Origin of the sequence: Cohnella sp. OV330 (assembly GCF_900112065.1) — a bacterium.
Lineage (GTDB): Bacteria > Bacillota > Bacilli > Paenibacillales > Paenibacillaceae > Cohnella.
Genome location: NZ_FOKE01000010.1, coordinates 70,471 through 87,398, shown reverse-complemented (window position 1 = coordinate 87,398; position 16,928 = coordinate 70,471). Strand labels below are relative to the sequence as shown.

Below are 16,928 nucleotides of genomic sequence, written 5' to 3'. Positions count from 1 at the left end.
TGAGACCAGATGAAGCAAGAATGGAACCAGCCAACGCTTGAGGTGCTCGACGTCAACCAAACGTTCGGGGGACCGAACGGCCTGTACCCGGACCGCAACGGCAAAGGCGCGAACAACGGCCATCCTCATGCCCCGGAGGCTTCTTAATTAGATCGAAACGTTCAAGGGCCCTCGTACATCCAGTATGTATAGGGCCCTTGTTCGACGCATGCGAGAGGGAGAGGTAGGTGCATTTTCTATGAAGAATACGATCACGCCGACCATGTATCAGGCATTCGGCCTTCATATATCCAGCGAGATTAGCTTGCCGGAGCTCGTGACGACCGCGCGGATCGGCGGGGCGGACGTCGAGATCAGGCTCGGGGATTTGTCGAAAGACTGGCGAGCAGCCGACGTAGAAGACGACTTTTATGCGTTCGAAGACGACCGGTTTTTGTTTTACGTGCCCGAGGTGGCCGTCTACGCCATTCGCGGCGGGAGGCAGATTGTCGTGTCGCCCCTGGCAGGCGCCGAGGACAAGCGCATTCGCCTTTACTTGCTCGGCACGTGCATGGGCGCGATCCTGATGCAGCGCCGGACGCTTCCGCTTCATGGCAGCGCCGTCGTCGTCGACGGGCGCGCTTATGCATTTATCGGAGAGTCCGGCGCTGGGAAGTCGACGCTGGCGGCCGCGTTCCGAAGCCGCGGCTATCGGCTGCTGACCGACGACGTGATCGCGGTGGCATCCGGCGGCGCGGACGGCGGCACCCCGGTCGTCATGCCCGCCTATCCGCAGCAGAAGCTGTGGCAGGAGAGCATCGAGCAGCTGGGCCTGCAGTCCGATCGTTATCGCCATCTGTATCTGTCCAAGTATGCCATACCCGTTACGTCCGGATTTTCCGTCGATGCCGTGCCGCTGGCGGGCGTGTTCGAGCTGTCGCGGACGGACGAGGACGAGGTGGCGCTCACGCGCTGCCAGGCTCTCGAACGGCTGGCGCTCCTTCGGATACATACGTACCGGCCTTTTTTGATTTCGCGTTTAGCGGGGGATCAATGGCATTTTTCGACAGTGACCGGGATGGCGAGCCGGATCGACCTGTACCGCTTGCAGCGGCCTGCCGGCGGATTTTCTGCGCAAGAAATGGCCGACGCGGTGCTGCGTACCGTACTTGAAGGAGAGAAGGTTATGCAGGGGTGAAGGGCGAAGGGAAGCTGGACGTCGCACCCGTGTTCTTCTATCTCAAGAAGCTCCGCGCGTTTGCGGGGCCAAAGCTGTATGCGAATCTGGCAGGGACGATCGTCGTCAGCATGCTGGAGGGCATCGGCATTTTCCTGTTGGCCCCGATGCTCGGGCTGATCGGGCTGATGGACGCGTCCTCGGGCGGCATCCCGCTGCTATCCGCCGCGGCGGAGCCGCTGCAACGCGTGCCAGGCGATCTGAGGCTGCCCGTCGTGCTCGCCATTTTCCTGACTCTACTACTCGGCCAGGGACTGTTGCAGCGTCTGCTGTCCAACCTGAGCGCCGAACTCGAGCAGGGCTTTATCCGTCATCTTAGGCTTGAACTTTATCAAGGCTTGCTGCAATCGAACTGGGCTTTTTTCCTGAAAAGGAGAAGGTCGGACTTTATCCATCATGCAACGATCGAGCTGCCCCGGGTGAGCTTCGGCGTGTTCATGTGCCTGCGGCTCGCCACGACTTTGCTGTTCACGCTGATCCAGATCGGCTTTGCCTTGTGGCTGTCCGCGCCGCTCACCCTGGCCGTCTTGCTGTGCGGGCTGGCGCTCGCCGCGTACTCCCGGTCCCAGGTGAGGAAGTCGAGGGAGATCGGGAAGGACACGACCGAGCTGATGCAGCGCTACGTGGGGGGGATGACCGACCACTTCAACGGCATCAAGGACATCAAGGGCAACCGGATGGAGCAGCAGCATTTGTCCTGGTTCCGCGCCCTGTGCGACCGGCTTGAGGGCAACCTCGTTCAATTCACCAGACTGCAGTCCGCCTCCCAATTCCATTACAAAGCCGCGGCGAGCGTTCTCATCGCCGTTTTCGTTTATTTCGCCTTCGCGGTGCTCCATGTCCAAGCCGAGACGCTCGTTTTTATCGTTCTCGTTTTTTCGCGGCTGTGGCCTAAGTTTTCGGCGCTGCAGTCCAACCTGGAGCAGATCGGCCAGACGGTTCCGGCCTTCAGGCATTTGCGGGAGCTGCAGCAGGCGTCCGAGGCCGCTCGGGAGCCTGAGCCGCTCCGGCTTGCGGAAGGCGGCGCCGTCCAAGTTGCGCAGGGCTTCGAGCTTCGGGACGTGTACTACCGATATGACCGCGAGCAGGAGACTTATGCGCTTCAAGCCGTGAATCTGCGGATCCCGGCGCATCGGATGACGGCCGTCGTCGGCCGGTCGGGCGCGGGGAAGAGCACCCTGATCGATCTGCTGATCGGACTCGTGCAGCCCGAGCGCGGGCAAGTGCTCGTGGACGGCAAGCCGCTCGGCGCGGGCGAAGCTTATGAATTGAGACGGTCCGTCAGCTACGTCTCGCAGGATCCCTTCCTGTTTCACGAGAGCGTGAGGGACAATCTGGCGATCGCCGCCCCGGACGCCAGCGAGGAGCGGATGTGGGAAGCGCTGCGCTTCGCGGCGGCTGACGCGTTCGTCCAACGGCTCCCTCAGGGTCTCGATACCGTATTGGGGGACCGGGGGGTTCGCCTCTCCGGCGGCGAACGGCAGCGGATCGTCCTGGCGCGGGCGATTCTGCGCAATCCGTCCGTCCTCGTGCTGGACGAAGCGACGAGCGCCCTGGACAGCGAGCGCGAAGCCGGCATTCAGGAGGCGCTGGAGCGGCTGCGGGGCAGGATGACCCTGATCGTCATCGCCCATCGCTTGTCCACGATCCGCGGCGCGGATCAGATCGTCGTGTTGGACAACGGGACCATCGTTCAGAACGGAGGATACACGCAGCTCTCGGAGGAGCAAGACGGCTTGTTCGGGAAGCTGCTGTCCTATCAGGCCAAGGCGAGCGGGTAGCGGGGATGGAAGGGTTGCGATCTGAAGAAAACGAATAGATATGTGCAAAAGTGCAGCTAATCCTGGCCGTGGGCGCAATATGGACCCCGTCTCGGGAAAATAGCTGCGCTTTTGGCATTTATATCTGCTAGGGAGCGTGCGGCGGGTGAAAATAGCTGCATTTAAGCTCTTATTTTTGCCATCGGTGCGCAACGAAGCGGTCGGGTCCCTCCTGCGCCGTAGCATTTTCAGAAAACATTCAGTTAGTTTTAATGTGCGGCTTAACTTCAATGTCCATAGTTAAAGGATGTGATCGTCAAAAAGGAGAGGCCGGCAAATGAAAGCTCCCGCAAAAGCCAAGGTGGATCTTCCTCTGCTGTTTATCGTCTTGTTGTCCGCGTTCTTGAACGGCTACGACATCTGGACGGAGAAATATGCCAATACGTACTATACGACCGCCGTCGCGGCCATGATGGAAAACTTTCATAACTTCTTCTATGCTTCGCTCGACTCCGCGGGCTCGGTCACCGTGGACAAACCGCCCGTCGTATTCTGGATCCAGACGCTCAGCGCCAAATTATTCGGACTCCACGGCTGGAGCGTCATCCTGCCTCAGGCGCTGGCCGGTATCGGCTCGGTGCTCCTCGCGTACAAACTCGTCAAGCCGACCTTCGGCGCTGCGGCGGCGCGGGTCGCCGCGCTCGTCATGGCCTGCACGCCGATCGCGGTGGCCGTCAGCCGCACGAACAACATCGACAGCATGCTTGTATTCGCGCTGCTTCTCGCTGCAGCTCTGCTTTTCCGGGGCGTGCGAAATAGAAGCGCATGGAGCGTGATGGGCGCGTTCGCGATCGTCGGCGTCGGCTTTAATATGAAGATGCTGCAGGCGTACATGGTGCTTCCGGCCTTTTACTTGTTCTATTGGATCGCGTCCGGTCTTTCCTGGAAAAAGAGAGCGGGCATACTCGCAGGCGCTACGGCGCTCATGCTGGCAGTCTCGGTATCGTGGGCGGTCGTCGTGGATTCGGTCCCCGCGGACAAGCGGCCCTATATCGGCAGCAGCGGCACGAATTCGGTGCTCAATCTGGCGTTCGGCTACAACGGCGTGTCCCGGCTGACGGGCGACCGCGGCCAGAGCGGGGGAGGCGCGCCGAACTTTAGGAACGGCGGCGGCTTTCCGGCGGACGGTCAGGGCGAAAGGTTCGGTCAGGCCCAAGGGGCGGGCCAGGACCAGGCGCCCGCCCAAGGTCAAGGGGACGGACAAAGTCAGTCGCCCGGCCAGAACGTGACGCCAGGTCAGGACCAGGCGCCCGGCCAGCAAGACGGCGGCGTCCGGGGAGCCCCGCAGGGCGGCGGCGCAGGCGGGTTTGGCGGCGGATTCCGGCAGGATGGCGGCGGATTTGGCGGCAACGGCGGTCCGAATGGCGGCCGCAGCGGCGGCATGTTCGGGACGGGCCAAGCCGGACCGCTGCGCTTGTTCCAAGCGTCTCTGTCAGACCAGGCTAGCTGGTTCATTCCGTTCGCGGTCATCGGCGCGATCGGCCTGCTCGGGAGCATTCGCAGGCGGAAGTGGACCGACAAGCACAAGGAGACGATTTTCTGGCTTGCCTGGCTGCTTCCCGCAGCGGCCTTCTTCAGCGTCGCGGGCTTCTTCCACCAATACTATCTGATCATGCTCGCGCCTCCGATCGCCGCGTTGGCGGGAGCTGGATTCGTCGAGATGTGGCGGGCATACGGGGATCGGGCGGGATGGATGTCTTGGCTGCTCCCCGCGGCGATTTTGGCCACGACGGTATTCGCCTGGTACATCGTTCATCCGTACGACGCGACGATCGGCGGCGGGTGGGCTGCGGGCATCGGACTCGCCGGCGTGATCGTGACTGCGCTGTTGATCGTCTGGAGAACGAGGGAAAACCTGCGTCCGGCCCGCATATGGGCGATCGCAGGATTGCTGACGCTGCTGGTCGGCCCCGTTTATTGGGCGCTGACGCCGATCACGTACGGCGTGAGCAGCATGACGCCCATCGTCGGCCCAAGCTCGTCCCGCGAGGCAGGCGGACCGCAGGGGATCGGCTTCTCGGGGCGCGGGCAAGGCGGCGGCGAATCGACCGGCAGCGTGGACGAGAGGCTGTACGCCTATTTGAAGGCGCACAATACGGGCCAGAAATATTTGCTCGCGGTATCCGACTACGGTACGGCGGCACCGTACATGGTCGACAAAGGCGAGTCGGTCGTCATTTTGAACGGGTTCAACGGTTCGGATCAGGTCTATACGGCCGAAAAGCTGCAAGCGTTGGCGGCCAAAGGCGAAGTGAAGTACTTCCTGATCGGCGGTGGAGGCATGGGCGGGGGCGGCCGCGGAGGCAACGCCGAGGTCACGCAATGGATTCAGGAGCACGGCAAGGCGATTACCGCTTCCGAATGGCAGTCATCGTCGAGCGGCGGCGCCATGCAGTCCGATGCCGGCGACGGCCGGGCGATCGGCGGGTTCGGCGGCTTCGGAGGCGGCGCGACGTTGTATGTCGTTGACGGCGTAAGCGCCTGACGATCCGGCGTTATGCGGCCCGCGGGCCTTTTCGGCCCGGATCGGCTACAATAAAGCTACCATCCTCCAGCAAAGGAATGAAGCCCATGTCCGCAAGCGAACAAGCCGGCAGCAAGCCGGCCGAGATTACGAAGGACGGTTCGTTCAAACGTCAGACGAACCGCTTCGTCGCGCCGTTCGGCGATCGGGGGGGCGAGCTGCCCGTCGAAGCGGGAAGGTATCGCCTGCTCTGGTCGGCAGCCTGCCCGTGGGCGCACCGGTCCGTCATCGTCCGCCGCGTGCTCGGGCTCGAGGAGGCGATCAGCCTGGGGACCGTGAGCCCGATGCGTCCGAGGCTGCCGCGCGTCGATTGGGAATTTTCGCTCGACCCCGACGGCGTCGATCCCGTGCTCGGCATTCGGTATATCAGCGAGATCTACCTGAAGACCGACCCGGACTATACGGGCAGGCCCACCGTGCCCGTCGTCGTGGACGTGCGCAAGCGCGAGGTTTCGAACAACGACTACTTTAAGCTGACCAACTATTTCGAGACGGTCTGGGCGCCTTTTCACAAGCCGAACGCGCCGGATTTGTATCCCGAGGCTTTGCGCGAGCAGATCGACGCTTTGAACGAGGTCATTTTCCACGAAATCAATAATGGCGTCTACAAATGCGGCTTTGCCCACTCCCAGGAAGCCTACGACGCGGCCTACGACACGTTGTTCGCGCGTTTGGACGAGCTGGAGCAGCGTCTGTCGCGCAGCCGTTTCCTGAACGGAGACTTCATTACGGACTCCGACGTGCGGCTCTATACGACGCTCGCCCGGTTCGACGCGGCGTACTATACGGCGTTCCGGACCAACCGCAATCTGCTTCGCGAGTTCGAGCATTTATGGGGCTACGCCCGCGACCTGTACCAGACCCCGGGGTTCGGGGACACGACCGATTTTGACGCGATCAAGCGCCACTATCATCTGTCGATCACCATCGCGACGGACAAACAAGAAGTGAACATTCTGCCGAAAGGACCGGATCTCGCGGTCTGGGAGACCCCGCACGGTCGGCAGCGGCTGAGCGGCAAGGAAGAGAAGTTCCTCATAAGCGCCTGAATAAGGAGGAGTCGAAAAGATGCATATACGCGATGCCGCGCCGGAGGAGCGAAGCTTCATTCGGGAGCAGCGGTTGGATGCCTATCGAGAACACGCGAAGTCGATCCCGGACGGCCATTGGCAGGCGTTGGCGCGGGCGATCGGCTCGGAAGCGGACGCGCAGCCGGGCGCGGAGCTGATCGTTGCCGAAGCGGACGGTCAAATCGCAGGCAGCGTCGTTCTGTTTCCCGCGAATACGGATGCCTATGACGGCCATGTCGACAAGCAGGACTATCCGGAGATCCGCATGCTGGCGGTATCTCCGGCGCACCGCGGCAAGGGCGCGGCGTCGGCGCTGATCGCCGAATGCATTCGCCGCGCCCGCGCGTCCGGCAGCCGGGCCGTCGGCCTGCATACCGGCGAGTTCATGAAGGATGCGCGCCAGCTGTACGAGAAGCTGGGATTCGAGCGGCTCCCGCAATACGATTTTCAGCCGGCGGACGACGGCATTACGGTCATGGCGTTCCGGCTGAACCTTTAGCGAGGCGGGAAAATGCCCGTAAGGTTAATGACGTAGCTGACGCCCGCCGGCGCGTAATCCTGCAGGTCCGGCAGCGCGAAGGTCGTTCTCCCGTCTCCGCCGTACTGGGTGCCGATTAGCGCAAACAGCGGGGTATTCTGCGCGATCGACAGAAGCGCGCCGTCGCATACGTGGGTGCCGGCGGGGGCGAAGTTGCCCGCGAACAGCCATACTTCTCCGATGTAGCCGGCCGAGCTCCCGCCTTCGCCTGCAGATCCGTCGGCGATGAACGGATCGCCGAACTTCGGGCCGGCCGTGCCGGGGATTCCGGGCGGGCCCTGCGGCCCTTGCGGACCCTGCGGTCCGGTTGCGCCTGTCGCGCCTGTCGCGCCGGCAGGTCCCGTGTCGCCTTGCGGCCCTTGCGGTCCGGTCGCTCCGACGTCCCCGGTATCGCCTTTCACGCCCTGCGGTCCCTGCGGCCCGGCCGCGCCGGTTGCGCCCGTGGCGCCTGTCGCGCCGGCTGGCCCCGTGTCGCCCTTCGCGCCTTGAGGCCCCTGCGGCCCAGTCGCGCCGGCGGCACCCGTGTCGCCTTTCGCCCCTTGAGGCCCTTGCGGTCCAGTTGCACCCGTATCGCCTTTCGCCCCTTGAGGCCCCTGCGGTCCAGTAGCGCCGGTAGCACCAGTGGCGCCGGTATCTCCCTTCGCCCCTTTCAGGCCCGCCGGTCCGGCAGCGCCGCTATCGCCTCTATCCCCTTTAGGGCCGACCACATTCCAGGAGATCGCCTTTTCCGTCTTTTTGCACAACGTATTCTTCGCGACGATTCGAATTTGCCCGTCGTTTTTGGCGCAGGCGTTGATCGTGCTCGTCGCTTTGTTCGAAGTCGCGGCCGCGGCCGCGTAGACGCTCGCGCCCGATAGCAGCAGGACCAGAATGCCTGCCATGATCAAGAGAGCCTTTTTGCTCAAATACACCGCTATACCCCCCCATCAATCCGTGCGTGTCATTTCATTAGAATCTATGGACGGCTTCAAATATCTATGCTTTCGATCCTCTTTGGAAATAAAAGAAGCATCCGCGTCACAGATCCGATTCCTCGATCGTCATGTTGGCATCAGACCGGAGAGGATGGATCAAGCATGTCGGAAATAGGCGATCAGAAGGAATGGGACGTCGTCATTATCGGAGGGGGCATCGCCGGATTGACGGCTTCGATCTACTTGGCGCGGGCGGGCCGGAGCGTATTGGTGCTCGACAAAGGCGCGGGGCCCGGAGGCCGGGCGGCGTCGAACGAGATCGCGGAATCGCGCGTGAATATGGGGCCGCACGCGCTGTATAAAAGCGCTCTTCCGATCTTGCGGGAGGTCGGCGTCGAGCCGGCGGGCGGCACGCCCAAGACGTCGGGCGCGTTCGTGTTCAAGCAAGCGGGCGGGGAGTACAAGGCGCTCCCGCTCGGACAGCTCTTGCTCGGCACTTTCCTGAAGTGGCACGAGAAGACCCAGCTTCTTCGTTTTTACGCGAAGCTCCGCAAGATCGACGCTGCCGCCCTGCAGAAGGTCAGCTTGCAGGCTTACTTGGAATCCGAGCTCGGCAGCCCGCGCGTACGCAGCCTCGTGCTCGCGCTCGTACGCGTGGCGACGTACTGCAATGCCCCTCATCTGCTGAGCGCCGGCGCCGTCGTCGAGCAGCTAAGCCAGGCCCAGGTCATGTACGTGGACGGCGGCTGGCAGTCCATCGTGAACCGGCTGACGGAGCAAGCGCGGCAGGCAGGCGTGTCGCTCCTCACGCGCTCGCCCGTCCGGGAGATCGGCGGCAGCGCCCCGCGCATGACGGTCGCGCTCAAGGACGGGACGCGCCTGTCGGCCCGCCAAGTGATCTCGACAGCCGGGCCGACCGAGACGCTGGGCCTGCTCAACCCCGCGTTGACGCCTGCCGAGGCCGCCCAGTACGAGCGGCTGACCCCGGTTCGGGCCGCTTGCCTGGATCTCGTCGTGTCCGGCATGCCGCAGCCCAAAACCCGGTTCGTGCTGGGCGCCGACGAGCCTTGGTATTACTCCAACCATTCGGCCGCGTCCGCGCTATCCGACCATCCCGCGCGCGAAGTCGTGCACGTCATGAAGTATTTGCCGGTATCGAAGGAGACGGATCCCGTGCAGGACGAACGGGAGCTGGAGGGATTCCTCGACCTCATCCAGCCGGGCTGGCGCGGGCATGTCGTGCAACGCCGCTTTCTGCCGCGAATGCTCGTCTCGCATGCCGTCGTAGAAGCCGAGAGCGGCGGTCTCTCCGGCAGACCGGGGCCAGCCGTCGAAGGAAGGCCGGGACTGTACGTCGCCGGGGATTGGGTCGGACCGTCGGGCATGCTGCTGAACGCATCTTTGGCAAGCGCGAGGGAGGCGGCCCGATGTATAATTGCCGGTAAGGACACAGTTAAGGAAGGGATGCATGGTGGAGCTTGATGCCGCGTACCGGACGTACAGACCGCTGCTTCTGTCCCTCGCGTATCGCATGCTGGGTTCGGTCGCGCAGGCCGAGGATCTCGTCCAGGATGCCTTCGTCACGGTTCAGCAGCAGGATACGGATCAAGGAGGAGGACCGATCCTCAATTTAAAGGCGTATTTGTGCAAAATCGTCACGAATCGCTGTCTCGACACCCTGAAGTCGGCACGCCGGAAAAGGGAAGTCTACGTCGGACCGTGGCTGCCCGAGCCGCTCGTGGAAGACTATGCAGGCGGCCAAGGCTCCGCCGCTGGGCACGACCCGCTCCAGACGATCGTGCTGCAGGATACGATATCCTACGCCTTCCTCGTTCTGCTCGACCGGCTCACCCCGATCGAACGCGCGGTATTCATTCTTCGCGAAGCCTTCGAGTACGACTACCGGGACATCGCGGACTTCGTCGACAAGACGGAGATCGGATGCCGCAAAATTTACAGCCGGCTCAAGCGGAAAATCCAGGAAGAACCGATCTCCGAGCCTGTACCGAGCGATAAGGGCGAGCAGCTCGTGCTCCGTTTTCTCCATGCGACGGCTTCCGGCGATATGAAGGGGCTCCTCGCGATGCTCTCCGACGACATCGTGCTGTACAGCGACGGCGGCGGCAAAGTCATGGCCGCGGTCAGACCGATTACGTCGAGCCAGCGCGTCCTGGCGTTCCTTCAAGGACTCGTATCGAAGGGCCACGGCGAAGGACAGGTGCGGCTCGTCAAGATCAACGGGCAGCTGGGCTTCTGCCTGACCAGTCCGCTCGAGCCGTTCCCTACGCTCGTCAGCCTGGCATTCAAGGGCGACCGCGTCCAGGAGATGTACCTCTTGCGCAACCCGGATAAGCTGCGGCATCTGAACTTGGGATAACAGGTGGCGAGCCGCGTCCAACATTCAGCAAACGATCAGCCGAGGCTCATCTTCTATTAAGTCATCCCGATTATGATCGGGATAACTTCTCAAGAGATGGGACGAGGATGATATGAAAAAGCAATTTTTTAAACTTGCGCTGGATTTGCTCATGGCGGTCACCTTCGTGCTGCTGTTCAACGATAGAGTGCTCGGAGGCTTGTCCTTTCACGAGATGGCCGGTCTCGGCATCGGGGTTGCGTTTATCGTCCACGTTCTGCTGAATGCGGCCTGGGTCAAGCGCGTCACGATGAAGATGCTCGACCGCAAGTTGCCTTGGAAAACGCGGTTCGAGTACGGGCTGAACCTGCTGCTGCTCGTCTCGATGGCTTTCATCGTCTTCAGCGGGATCATCATCTCCCGCATCGTCTTCCCTCAAGTCACGATCGGCAACGAGATGTGGTTCAAGGCGACGCATGTCAGCGTGTCGTTCCTGGTCCTCGCGATCGTCGGCGTACACGTCGGGCTCCATTGGAATTGGGTCATGAACATGGTCAAAAAGATGGCCGGCCGCAATTCGTCGTCCCGCGCGTTCAGTGGCGCGCTGAAGCTGGCGATGGTCGCCGTCCTGGCGTTCGGTATATACGAGATGACGCAGACGAGCTACGTCCAACGCCTGTCCAGCGTCGGCTCGGCGTTCGGCAGCGGCTCCGCGCAGGGCGGTCCGGGCGGGATGGACAAGGGATTCGGCATGGAAGGAAGAGGCGACCGGGGATTTCGGCCGGATGCGGGCGATACGGCGAACAACGGCGTCCAGGACAATAGCAGCATGAATGGGAAAGGCAGCGCCAGCGACAATAGCAGCATCAATGACAGCAGCAGCATCGACGGCAATGGCAGCGTCAATGGCAATAGCAGCGTCAATGGCAATAGCAGCGTCAATGGCAGTAGCAGTGTCAATGGCAGTAGCAGTGTCAATGGCAGTAGCAGCGCCGGAACCGGCAGCGCAAGCGACACGACAGCGACAACGACGCCGCAAGCCTTCCGCGGCGGCCGTCCTGGGGAAGGCGGCCGCGGCGAGAGCGCGAACCCGCTGAACGTACTGGCCACCTACCTGGGCATGATGGGCGTGTTCGTCATCCTCGCCTACTACCTCAACAAGCTGATCACTCGCAAAAAGCCGGCGCGGCCGCGAACGAAGCCGAGCCCGACCGCCGAATCCTGAGCCATAGACGCAAAGAGGGGCTGTCCCAAGTCTGATCGACGACTTGGGCAGCCCCTTTACGTTTGTCGGTGCCCGCAATCGGCTACCTATCGCGCAAAAGTACGCGATAGGCAGCCCAATAAAGCGAATCGGTCGTTCTATCGCGCAAATCTGCACGATGCATCTTTGCATTTGAATGTTTTAGCCCGCAAGAGCGCCGTATCCTGTATTTTTGCGGGATAGCTTGCCGGAACGTCCGGTCCGCGGTTGTATCCTGCACTTTTGCACGATACGGTCGAGCCCCTTCCTGAAACGGATAGGGGCGTGGGTGCTAGAATAGCGCAATTTTGCGCTATTTTTAGGTGTCTCGTGAGCGGCGGTGTAGCGGGCGGAGGGCGTGGGTGCGAGAATAGCGCAATTTTGCGCTATTCTTAGGTGTCTCGTGAGCGGCGGTGTAGCGGCGAGGGGGATGAGTGCGAGAATAGCGCAATTTTGCGCTATTCTTAGGTGTCTCGTGAGCGGCGGTGAAGCGGCGAGGAGCGAGGGTGCGAGAATAGCGCAATTTTGCGCTATTTGAGTATCGGGCGAGCGGCGGTGTAGCGGCTGGGAGGGACCGCCCCTCCTTCTTAGGCAGGCCTAACCGCCGGATAGTGCGGAGACTTGGAGAATCCTTTGGCAATCAGCCATACCGCAAGGATCATCTCGTTCGCCGCCACCGGCAGCGACAGCAGCGCGCCCCAGACGGACAATTGCTCGAAGACGCCGAACATCTCGAACAGGGCGGCCGAGAAGACGAGGACGGCGCCGGTCATGCCCAGGATCGGGATGAACCTCGGAACGAGCCCGGATTTGTAAAAGATATAGCTGTACAGCATCGTATTGATGCCCAGCATGAAGTTGGGACCGAGCAGAAATGTCCAGTCGTGAATCGCCTTCAACAAGACGCCGGAAGCCTGGTAAGCGGCTGCGTCCGGCGCGGACGCGGCAGCGAAGTCCCGGCTTAGGGTCAGCAGCGACAGGACGCCGACGATGCCGATGACGATGACGACGGCTTCCATGAATCGGAAGAACACATGGCCGAGCGCCAACGTCTGATTGTATTTGCGCAAATACGGAAACATCGTGATCGACGTGCCGACGGCGGACACGACGAGGATCAGCTCCATCACCGCCCCCAGAACCACCTGATCGCCGTGCGCGGCGCCTTGAACGAGATAATCGGGGCCGTTCAGGATCGGATCGTACAGCAGAAGACCGACGATCGAAGAGACGGCCGCGAGGATAAACAGGATGCCGGCTATCTTAGAGGCAAGCGTGCTCGAATACTTACTCTGCTGCGTCTTCTCCATAGAAGAACACCTCTTCCAAAGGTAGTTTAAAAGCGCGCGCGATTCGGAATGCCAGTTCCAGCGAAGGGGAGTAGTTGCCCTTTTCCAATGCCACGATCGTCTGTCTGGTCACGCCTGTCAATTCAGCCAACTGCTGCTGCGTCATTTCGTCGCGGTTGAACCGCAGCTTCCGGATGTGATTGCCGATCAGGTTCTTGCCCATCGCTATACGCCTCTCCGGTAGTGATACAGCCGGGTCGCGGAGCCGGTCACGTCCGAGAGGAAGCCGGCGGCGATCAGGATGACGAACATCGACTGCGCAGGCTGGCCGGCGACCAGCGCGCCCATGGACGCCAAGAAGCCGAGGACGAACACCAGGAACGAGTTGCGAAATGCCTTCAAGTCGATCAGCTTGTCGAGCTCGTCGGCGAACGACGGCTCCTTCTCTCCGGTCGTCATCCGGTGGACGATGTTGAAGACGATGCCGATGACGATGTGCGCGAATATCGAGACCAGCATCAAAATGAGGACGAAGGAGCCCCAGTAGCGAAAGATTTCGTCGGCCTCGGTGCCATCGCCGGGATGACGCGGGTACATGACCGACGAGTACGCCGCGAAAATGAGGACTGCGCTGATTAGCGATACGATGCTCTTCTTTTCTTGATAGGTCATGCGGCTGCTCTCCCTTTACCATTCGTTTAAAGTCAAGTTTGATATTCATAATGTAATCTATTTCAATCATTATGTAAAGTGTATTTTACATCATGCATTTACTTGCCCGGGCCGTTGCGCCTTAAGACGCTTTTTTCGTTCGCTTACCTTCTCGTGGATAAAACCGATTCATTAGCGAAGGCAATGCGCCGATATGCTAATAATAAGGTTTATCTGAAAGGGGCCGCGACATTATGCAGCGACTGAAGTTTATGTACCGTTTTTTTCTTGTGCAGCCGCTCTGGTTTCGTATTTTAGCTCCCGCAGCGCTGCTCGTATCGATCCTGTTTAGCAGCTCGCTATTCGGAGAGGACGAAGGTTACGACGGAGGAGCCAAACTGGCGGCAGCGATTTTTTTCGGCTTATGGGGTTTGCAGTTTCGACGCAACCGCCGGCTCGCGATCATCTTCTTCGCGCTAACCGCGTTAAGTTTATATTTGGCGGTAAATGCCTTCCTTCAAGAAGGATAAGGCGAAGACTAAGCGAACTATATTATGTCGAGATTTTAGGAAAAATAGGGAATCTTGTCGCAATCCATATAAGGGAGCATGGGCCCGCATGTTTAGATTTAGGAGCCGCCTCGTATTCAAGCTGTCGGTCATGATTCTGACGATCCTCGTCGTCCTGTCTTCTGCGTTGATCTATTTGCAGGTTCGCAATACGAAGCAGGCCAGCGAGGAGGCGATCGGCAGCATCGGCATGCATATCGCGGAGGCCTACGCGGGGCAGTTCGACATGGCTTCCTACGACAGCTTTACCAAGGACGCGCAGGAAAACGATCTCTATTGGCGTCTGCGCGAAGTGCTGAACCGCTATCGGCTGGAGATCGGCGCGCTTTACGTGTATACGGTGAAGATCGACGACCTCGGTCAGCCGATCATTCTGATCGACGGCCAGCCGAAGAACGAAGAGACGGCGTCTCCGATCGGCGAGGTCACCGACATGCCGAAAGCGGCGATCGCGGACGTATTGGCGGGCAAGACGGCCAAGACCGGCATTATTCACAACCCCGAATACGGCGACTATCTCTCCTCGTTCGCGCCGCTTCGCGATTCGGGCGGGACGGTGATCGGCGCGCTCGGTATCGATACGGACGTCGCCGTGTCGAATACGATTTATAGGGACGTTCTGGAGAAAAGCATGACGGCGTTCGTACTTATGGGCGCGCTTACGCTCCTCGTCTTTTTGCTGATCGCGTGGTTCATGGCCCGCGCGCTTCGGCCGCTCGGCACGATCGTCCGCGGGGCGGAGGCGATGGCCGGCGGCGATCTCGCGGAGGCGCAGCGTCAGCTGGGCGCAAGGCGCGTACGGTCCAAGGACGAGATCGGGCAAGCGTACGCCGCCATGAAGCGGATGACCGAACGGCTTGGCGTCACGCTCGGCAGCGTCGTGCAAGACGTGACGGCGACGACGGCGGATCTCGTGCGCTCGACCGACCAATTCGGCGCCGAAGCGCAGCGGATGGTCGCGCTAAACGTGGATATGGAGCAATCGATCGGACAGCTGGCCGACGGAGCGGCGCATCAACGCACGGGTGCGGAAGATAGCGCGAAGTCGATGGAAGAGATCTCGCTGGCCATCCAGCGGGTCGCCGAAGCGTCGTCAAGCGTGGCCGCGGCTTCCGCGGATGCGCTGGCTGCGGCGGAGCACGGCAGAAGCTCGATCCGCGTGCTCAAGGAGCAGGTCGGATCGATGTCCGCCGTCGCCGAACAGACGACGACCTCGGTGCAGGTGCTGAATGCCTACATGCAAGAGATCAAGCCGGTGCTCCAATCGATCGCGAGCAATGCCGATCAGACCAAGATTCTCGCGCTGAACGCGTCGATCGAGGCGGTGCGGGCCGGAGAGCACGGCGCGGGATTCGGCGTCGTCGCCGGCGAGATTCGCAAGCTCGCGGAGGCGGCGGCCGTATCCGCGACGCAGGTCACTTCGCTCCTGGAGCAGATCCGCGGCGAGTCGGCGCAGATCGGGGAGCGAATGGCGGAGGAAGCGCAGGAGATGGCGAAGGGCGCGGAGCTGTCGGGCGAGGTGGCGTCGCTGTTAGACGATACGGTAGACCGGTTCGTCTTCGTGAACGGCCATATCCAGGAGATCTCGGCGGCTGCGGAGCAGGTGCTTGCCGGCTCCGAGGAAGTCGCGGCTTCGGTCGAGCAGATGTCGCAAATCTCGGCGGTCAGCGCGGACAGCGCGATCTCCATCCAGCGGATGTCGGCCGGCCAGCTTGAAGCCGCGAGGCGGATCGCCGATACGACGGCGCAGCTCAAGAAGAGAGGCGCCGTGCTGGAAGAGGCGGTCGCCAAGTTCAAGCTCTAGCGCTAGTTTTAGCTTTGCCGCAATCCCGGCTCAAAGCTCGTTCCGCGCCTTGATCGTCCTGGCGTATTCGGACGGCGTCATGCCGACGGATTGCTTGAAGTGACGCGAAAAGTAGTGGACGCTGCTGTATCCAAGCAAGTTCGAGATTTCGGTCAAATTATAGATTTCCTCGCGGATATAGGCTTTGGCCCGCTCGATCTTCAGGCGGTTGAGGTAGGCGATGATGCCGGTGCCGACCGTCCGCTTGAACAAAATGTTAAGCTGCGTGCGGCTCATGTTGAACTGCGCGGACAGGCCGTCCAGCGTGATTTTGGCGGACAGGTTTTGCTCGAGATAAGCGATGATCCGCTTGCCCAGGTGCGCGCTCTGATTTTCGGCGGTGGTGGACATGAGCTGTTCGGCTTGCTGCCCGGTAGGCCGCTTATTGCGGATGATGAGGATCAGCAGCTGCTCCAGATAAAGTTTAAATAGCTGTTCCGCAGCGAATGCGGCCTCGGGCCGGGGGACGATCGGGTACTGGTTCAGGCCGAAGGCGTCCAGACCCTCCTTCATCAACCGCGCGAGCGCCGCATGCTCGGCTTGTCCGATGCGGAACAGCTTATTTTCGTCAAAAAAAGCCATGGCCTCGTCGTCGCAGCGAAAGGTAACGATAAACAGGTTGGGCGCCTTGCTGCCGGCGCTCTCGAGTTGATGGAATTCGTTCGGACTATGCACGAGAATGTTGCCTTGATTCAGCCGATAATAACCCGACCCCGTATTCGCGTTCACCTCGCCCTTGTCGACGTAGACGATCTCCCAGAAATCGTGGCTCTCCGCGACGTACTGCTCCCGATTGGACTGCTCGAAGTAGAAGCACGTGTAGATGTCGTTCACGACGAGCTGCTCGCGCAGCCTATGCTTGATAAAATCCATCTGCCGTCCCCTCCGAATTAAA

At 61.1% G+C, this 16,928-nt stretch carries 16 protein-coding genes and 1 pseudogene; 11 read left to right on the top strand and 6 right to left on the bottom strand.

Features of this window, described 5'->3' with window-relative positions; all coding sequences use genetic code 11:
* The first annotated feature begins 9 nt into the window (after positions 1-9).
* The 6 genes from BM235_RS31725 (at position 10) to BM235_RS22115 (ending at position 7,129) form a co-directional block, all read left to right on the top strand.
* Positions 10-147 carry a paeninodin family lasso peptide gene (locus tag BM235_RS31725; RefSeq protein ID WP_110468972.1) on the top strand — a complete coding sequence of 46 codons (138 nt, stop codon included), beginning with the start codon at positions 10-12 and terminating at the stop codon, positions 145-147.
* A 91-nt stretch (positions 148-238) separates the two neighbouring features.
* Positions 239-1,177 carry a hypothetical protein gene (locus BM235_RS22135; protein ID WP_090116422.1) on the top strand — a complete coding sequence of 313 codons (939 nt, stop codon included), beginning with the start codon at positions 239-241 and terminating at the stop codon, positions 1,175-1,177.
* A gap of 110 nt (positions 1,178-1,287) precedes the next feature.
* On the top strand, positions 1,288-2,997 hold the full coding sequence (locus tag BM235_RS22130; RefSeq protein ID WP_090116611.1) for an ABC transporter ATP-binding protein: 1,710 nt from the start codon (positions 1,288-1,290) through the stop codon (positions 2,995-2,997).
* Between the two features lie 316 nt (positions 2,998-3,313).
* Entirely contained in the window at positions 3,314-5,521 is a 2,208-nt protein-coding gene (locus BM235_RS22125) for a glycosyltransferase family 39 protein (RefSeq protein ID WP_090116421.1), read from the top strand.
* Between the two features lie 86 nt (positions 5,522-5,607).
* Positions 5,608-6,609 (top strand): glutathione S-transferase family protein, encoded by a 1,002-nt coding sequence (locus BM235_RS22120; protein WP_255374519.1) that lies wholly within the window; start codon positions 5,608-5,610, stop codon positions 6,607-6,609.
* Between the two features lie 19 nt (positions 6,610-6,628).
* Positions 6,629-7,129, top strand: coding sequence for a GNAT family N-acetyltransferase (locus tag BM235_RS22115; RefSeq protein WP_090116419.1), 501 nt, complete (start codon positions 6,629-6,631; stop codon positions 7,127-7,129).
* Here BM235_RS22115 and BM235_RS32685 read toward each other — a convergent pair.
* Positions 7,126-7,335, bottom strand: a complete 210-nt coding sequence (locus tag BM235_RS32685; protein ID WP_255374540.1) for a phage tail protein — start codon at positions 7,333-7,335, stop codon at positions 7,126-7,128. The two genes, BM235_RS22115 and BM235_RS32685, sit on opposite strands and share 4 nt — an antisense overlap.
* 30 nt (positions 7,336-7,365) lie before the next feature.
* Positions 7,366-7,869: pseudogene (locus BM235_RS32680) on the bottom strand (collagen-like protein); the annotation flags it as partial.
* Between the two features lie 375 nt (positions 7,870-8,244).
* Between BM235_RS32680 and BM235_RS22105 the strand changes: the two are divergent.
* The 3 genes from BM235_RS22105 to BM235_RS22095 all read left to right on the top strand — a co-directional run bounded on the left by BM235_RS22105 (position 8,245) and on the right by BM235_RS22095 (position 11,663).
* The gene (locus BM235_RS22105) at positions 8,245-9,564 is read left to right on the top strand and encodes a phytoene desaturase family protein (protein ID WP_158543979.1); all 1,320 of its coding nucleotides are present in this window, start codon (positions 8,245-8,247) and stop codon (positions 9,562-9,564) included.
* Positions 9,551-10,459, top strand: coding sequence for an RNA polymerase sigma-70 factor (locus tag BM235_RS22100; protein ID WP_255374518.1), 909 nt, complete (start codon positions 9,551-9,553; stop codon positions 10,457-10,459). The genes BM235_RS22105 and BM235_RS22100 overlap by 14 nt, the downstream gene beginning before the upstream one ends.
* Positions 10,460-10,571: 112 nt before the next feature.
* Positions 10,572-11,663 carry a DUF4405 domain-containing protein gene (locus tag BM235_RS22095; RefSeq protein WP_090116417.1) on the top strand — a complete coding sequence of 364 codons (1,092 nt, stop codon included), beginning with the start codon at positions 10,572-10,574 and terminating at the stop codon, positions 11,661-11,663.
* Positions 11,664-12,268: 605 nt separating this feature from the next.
* On the opposite strand, the gene BM235_RS22090 is transcribed toward BM235_RS22095, so the two are convergent.
* From BM235_RS22090 to BM235_RS22080, 3 genes are read right to left on the bottom strand one after another with little or no spacing between them, the layout of a single operon-like run.
* The gene (locus tag BM235_RS22090; RefSeq protein WP_090116416.1) at positions 12,269-12,991 is read right to left on the bottom strand and encodes a DUF4386 domain-containing protein; all 723 of its coding nucleotides are present in this window, start codon (positions 12,989-12,991) and stop codon (positions 12,269-12,271) included.
* Positions 12,969-13,193: a helix-turn-helix transcriptional regulator gene (locus BM235_RS22085; protein ID WP_090116415.1), complete on the bottom strand. Its 225-nt coding sequence runs from the start codon at positions 13,191-13,193 to the stop codon at positions 12,969-12,971. Before BM235_RS22085 ends, BM235_RS22090 begins: the two co-directional genes overlap by 23 nt.
* Positions 13,194-13,195: 2 nt before the next feature.
* Positions 13,196-13,642, bottom strand: coding sequence for a hypothetical protein (locus BM235_RS22080; protein ID WP_090116414.1), 447 nt, complete (start codon positions 13,640-13,642; stop codon positions 13,196-13,198).
* A 233-nt stretch (positions 13,643-13,875) separates the two neighbouring features.
* On the opposite strand from BM235_RS22080, the gene BM235_RS22075 reads away from it, so the two are divergent.
* On the top strand, positions 13,876-14,151 hold the full coding sequence (locus BM235_RS22075; protein WP_090116413.1) for a hypothetical protein: 276 nt from the start codon (positions 13,876-13,878) through the stop codon (positions 14,149-14,151).
* A gap of 88 nt (positions 14,152-14,239) precedes the next feature.
* Positions 14,240-15,994 (top strand): methyl-accepting chemotaxis protein, encoded by a 1,755-nt coding sequence (locus BM235_RS22070; RefSeq protein ID WP_158543977.1) that lies wholly within the window; start codon positions 14,240-14,242, stop codon positions 15,992-15,994.
* 30 nt (positions 15,995-16,024) lie between these two features.
* Here BM235_RS22070 and BM235_RS22065 read toward each other — a convergent pair whose 3' ends face one another.
* Positions 16,025-16,906 carry an AraC family transcriptional regulator gene (locus BM235_RS22065; protein WP_090116411.1) on the bottom strand — a complete coding sequence of 294 codons (882 nt, stop codon included), beginning with the start codon at positions 16,904-16,906 and terminating at the stop codon, positions 16,025-16,027.
* Between the last annotated feature and the right edge of the window lie 22 nt (positions 16,907-16,928).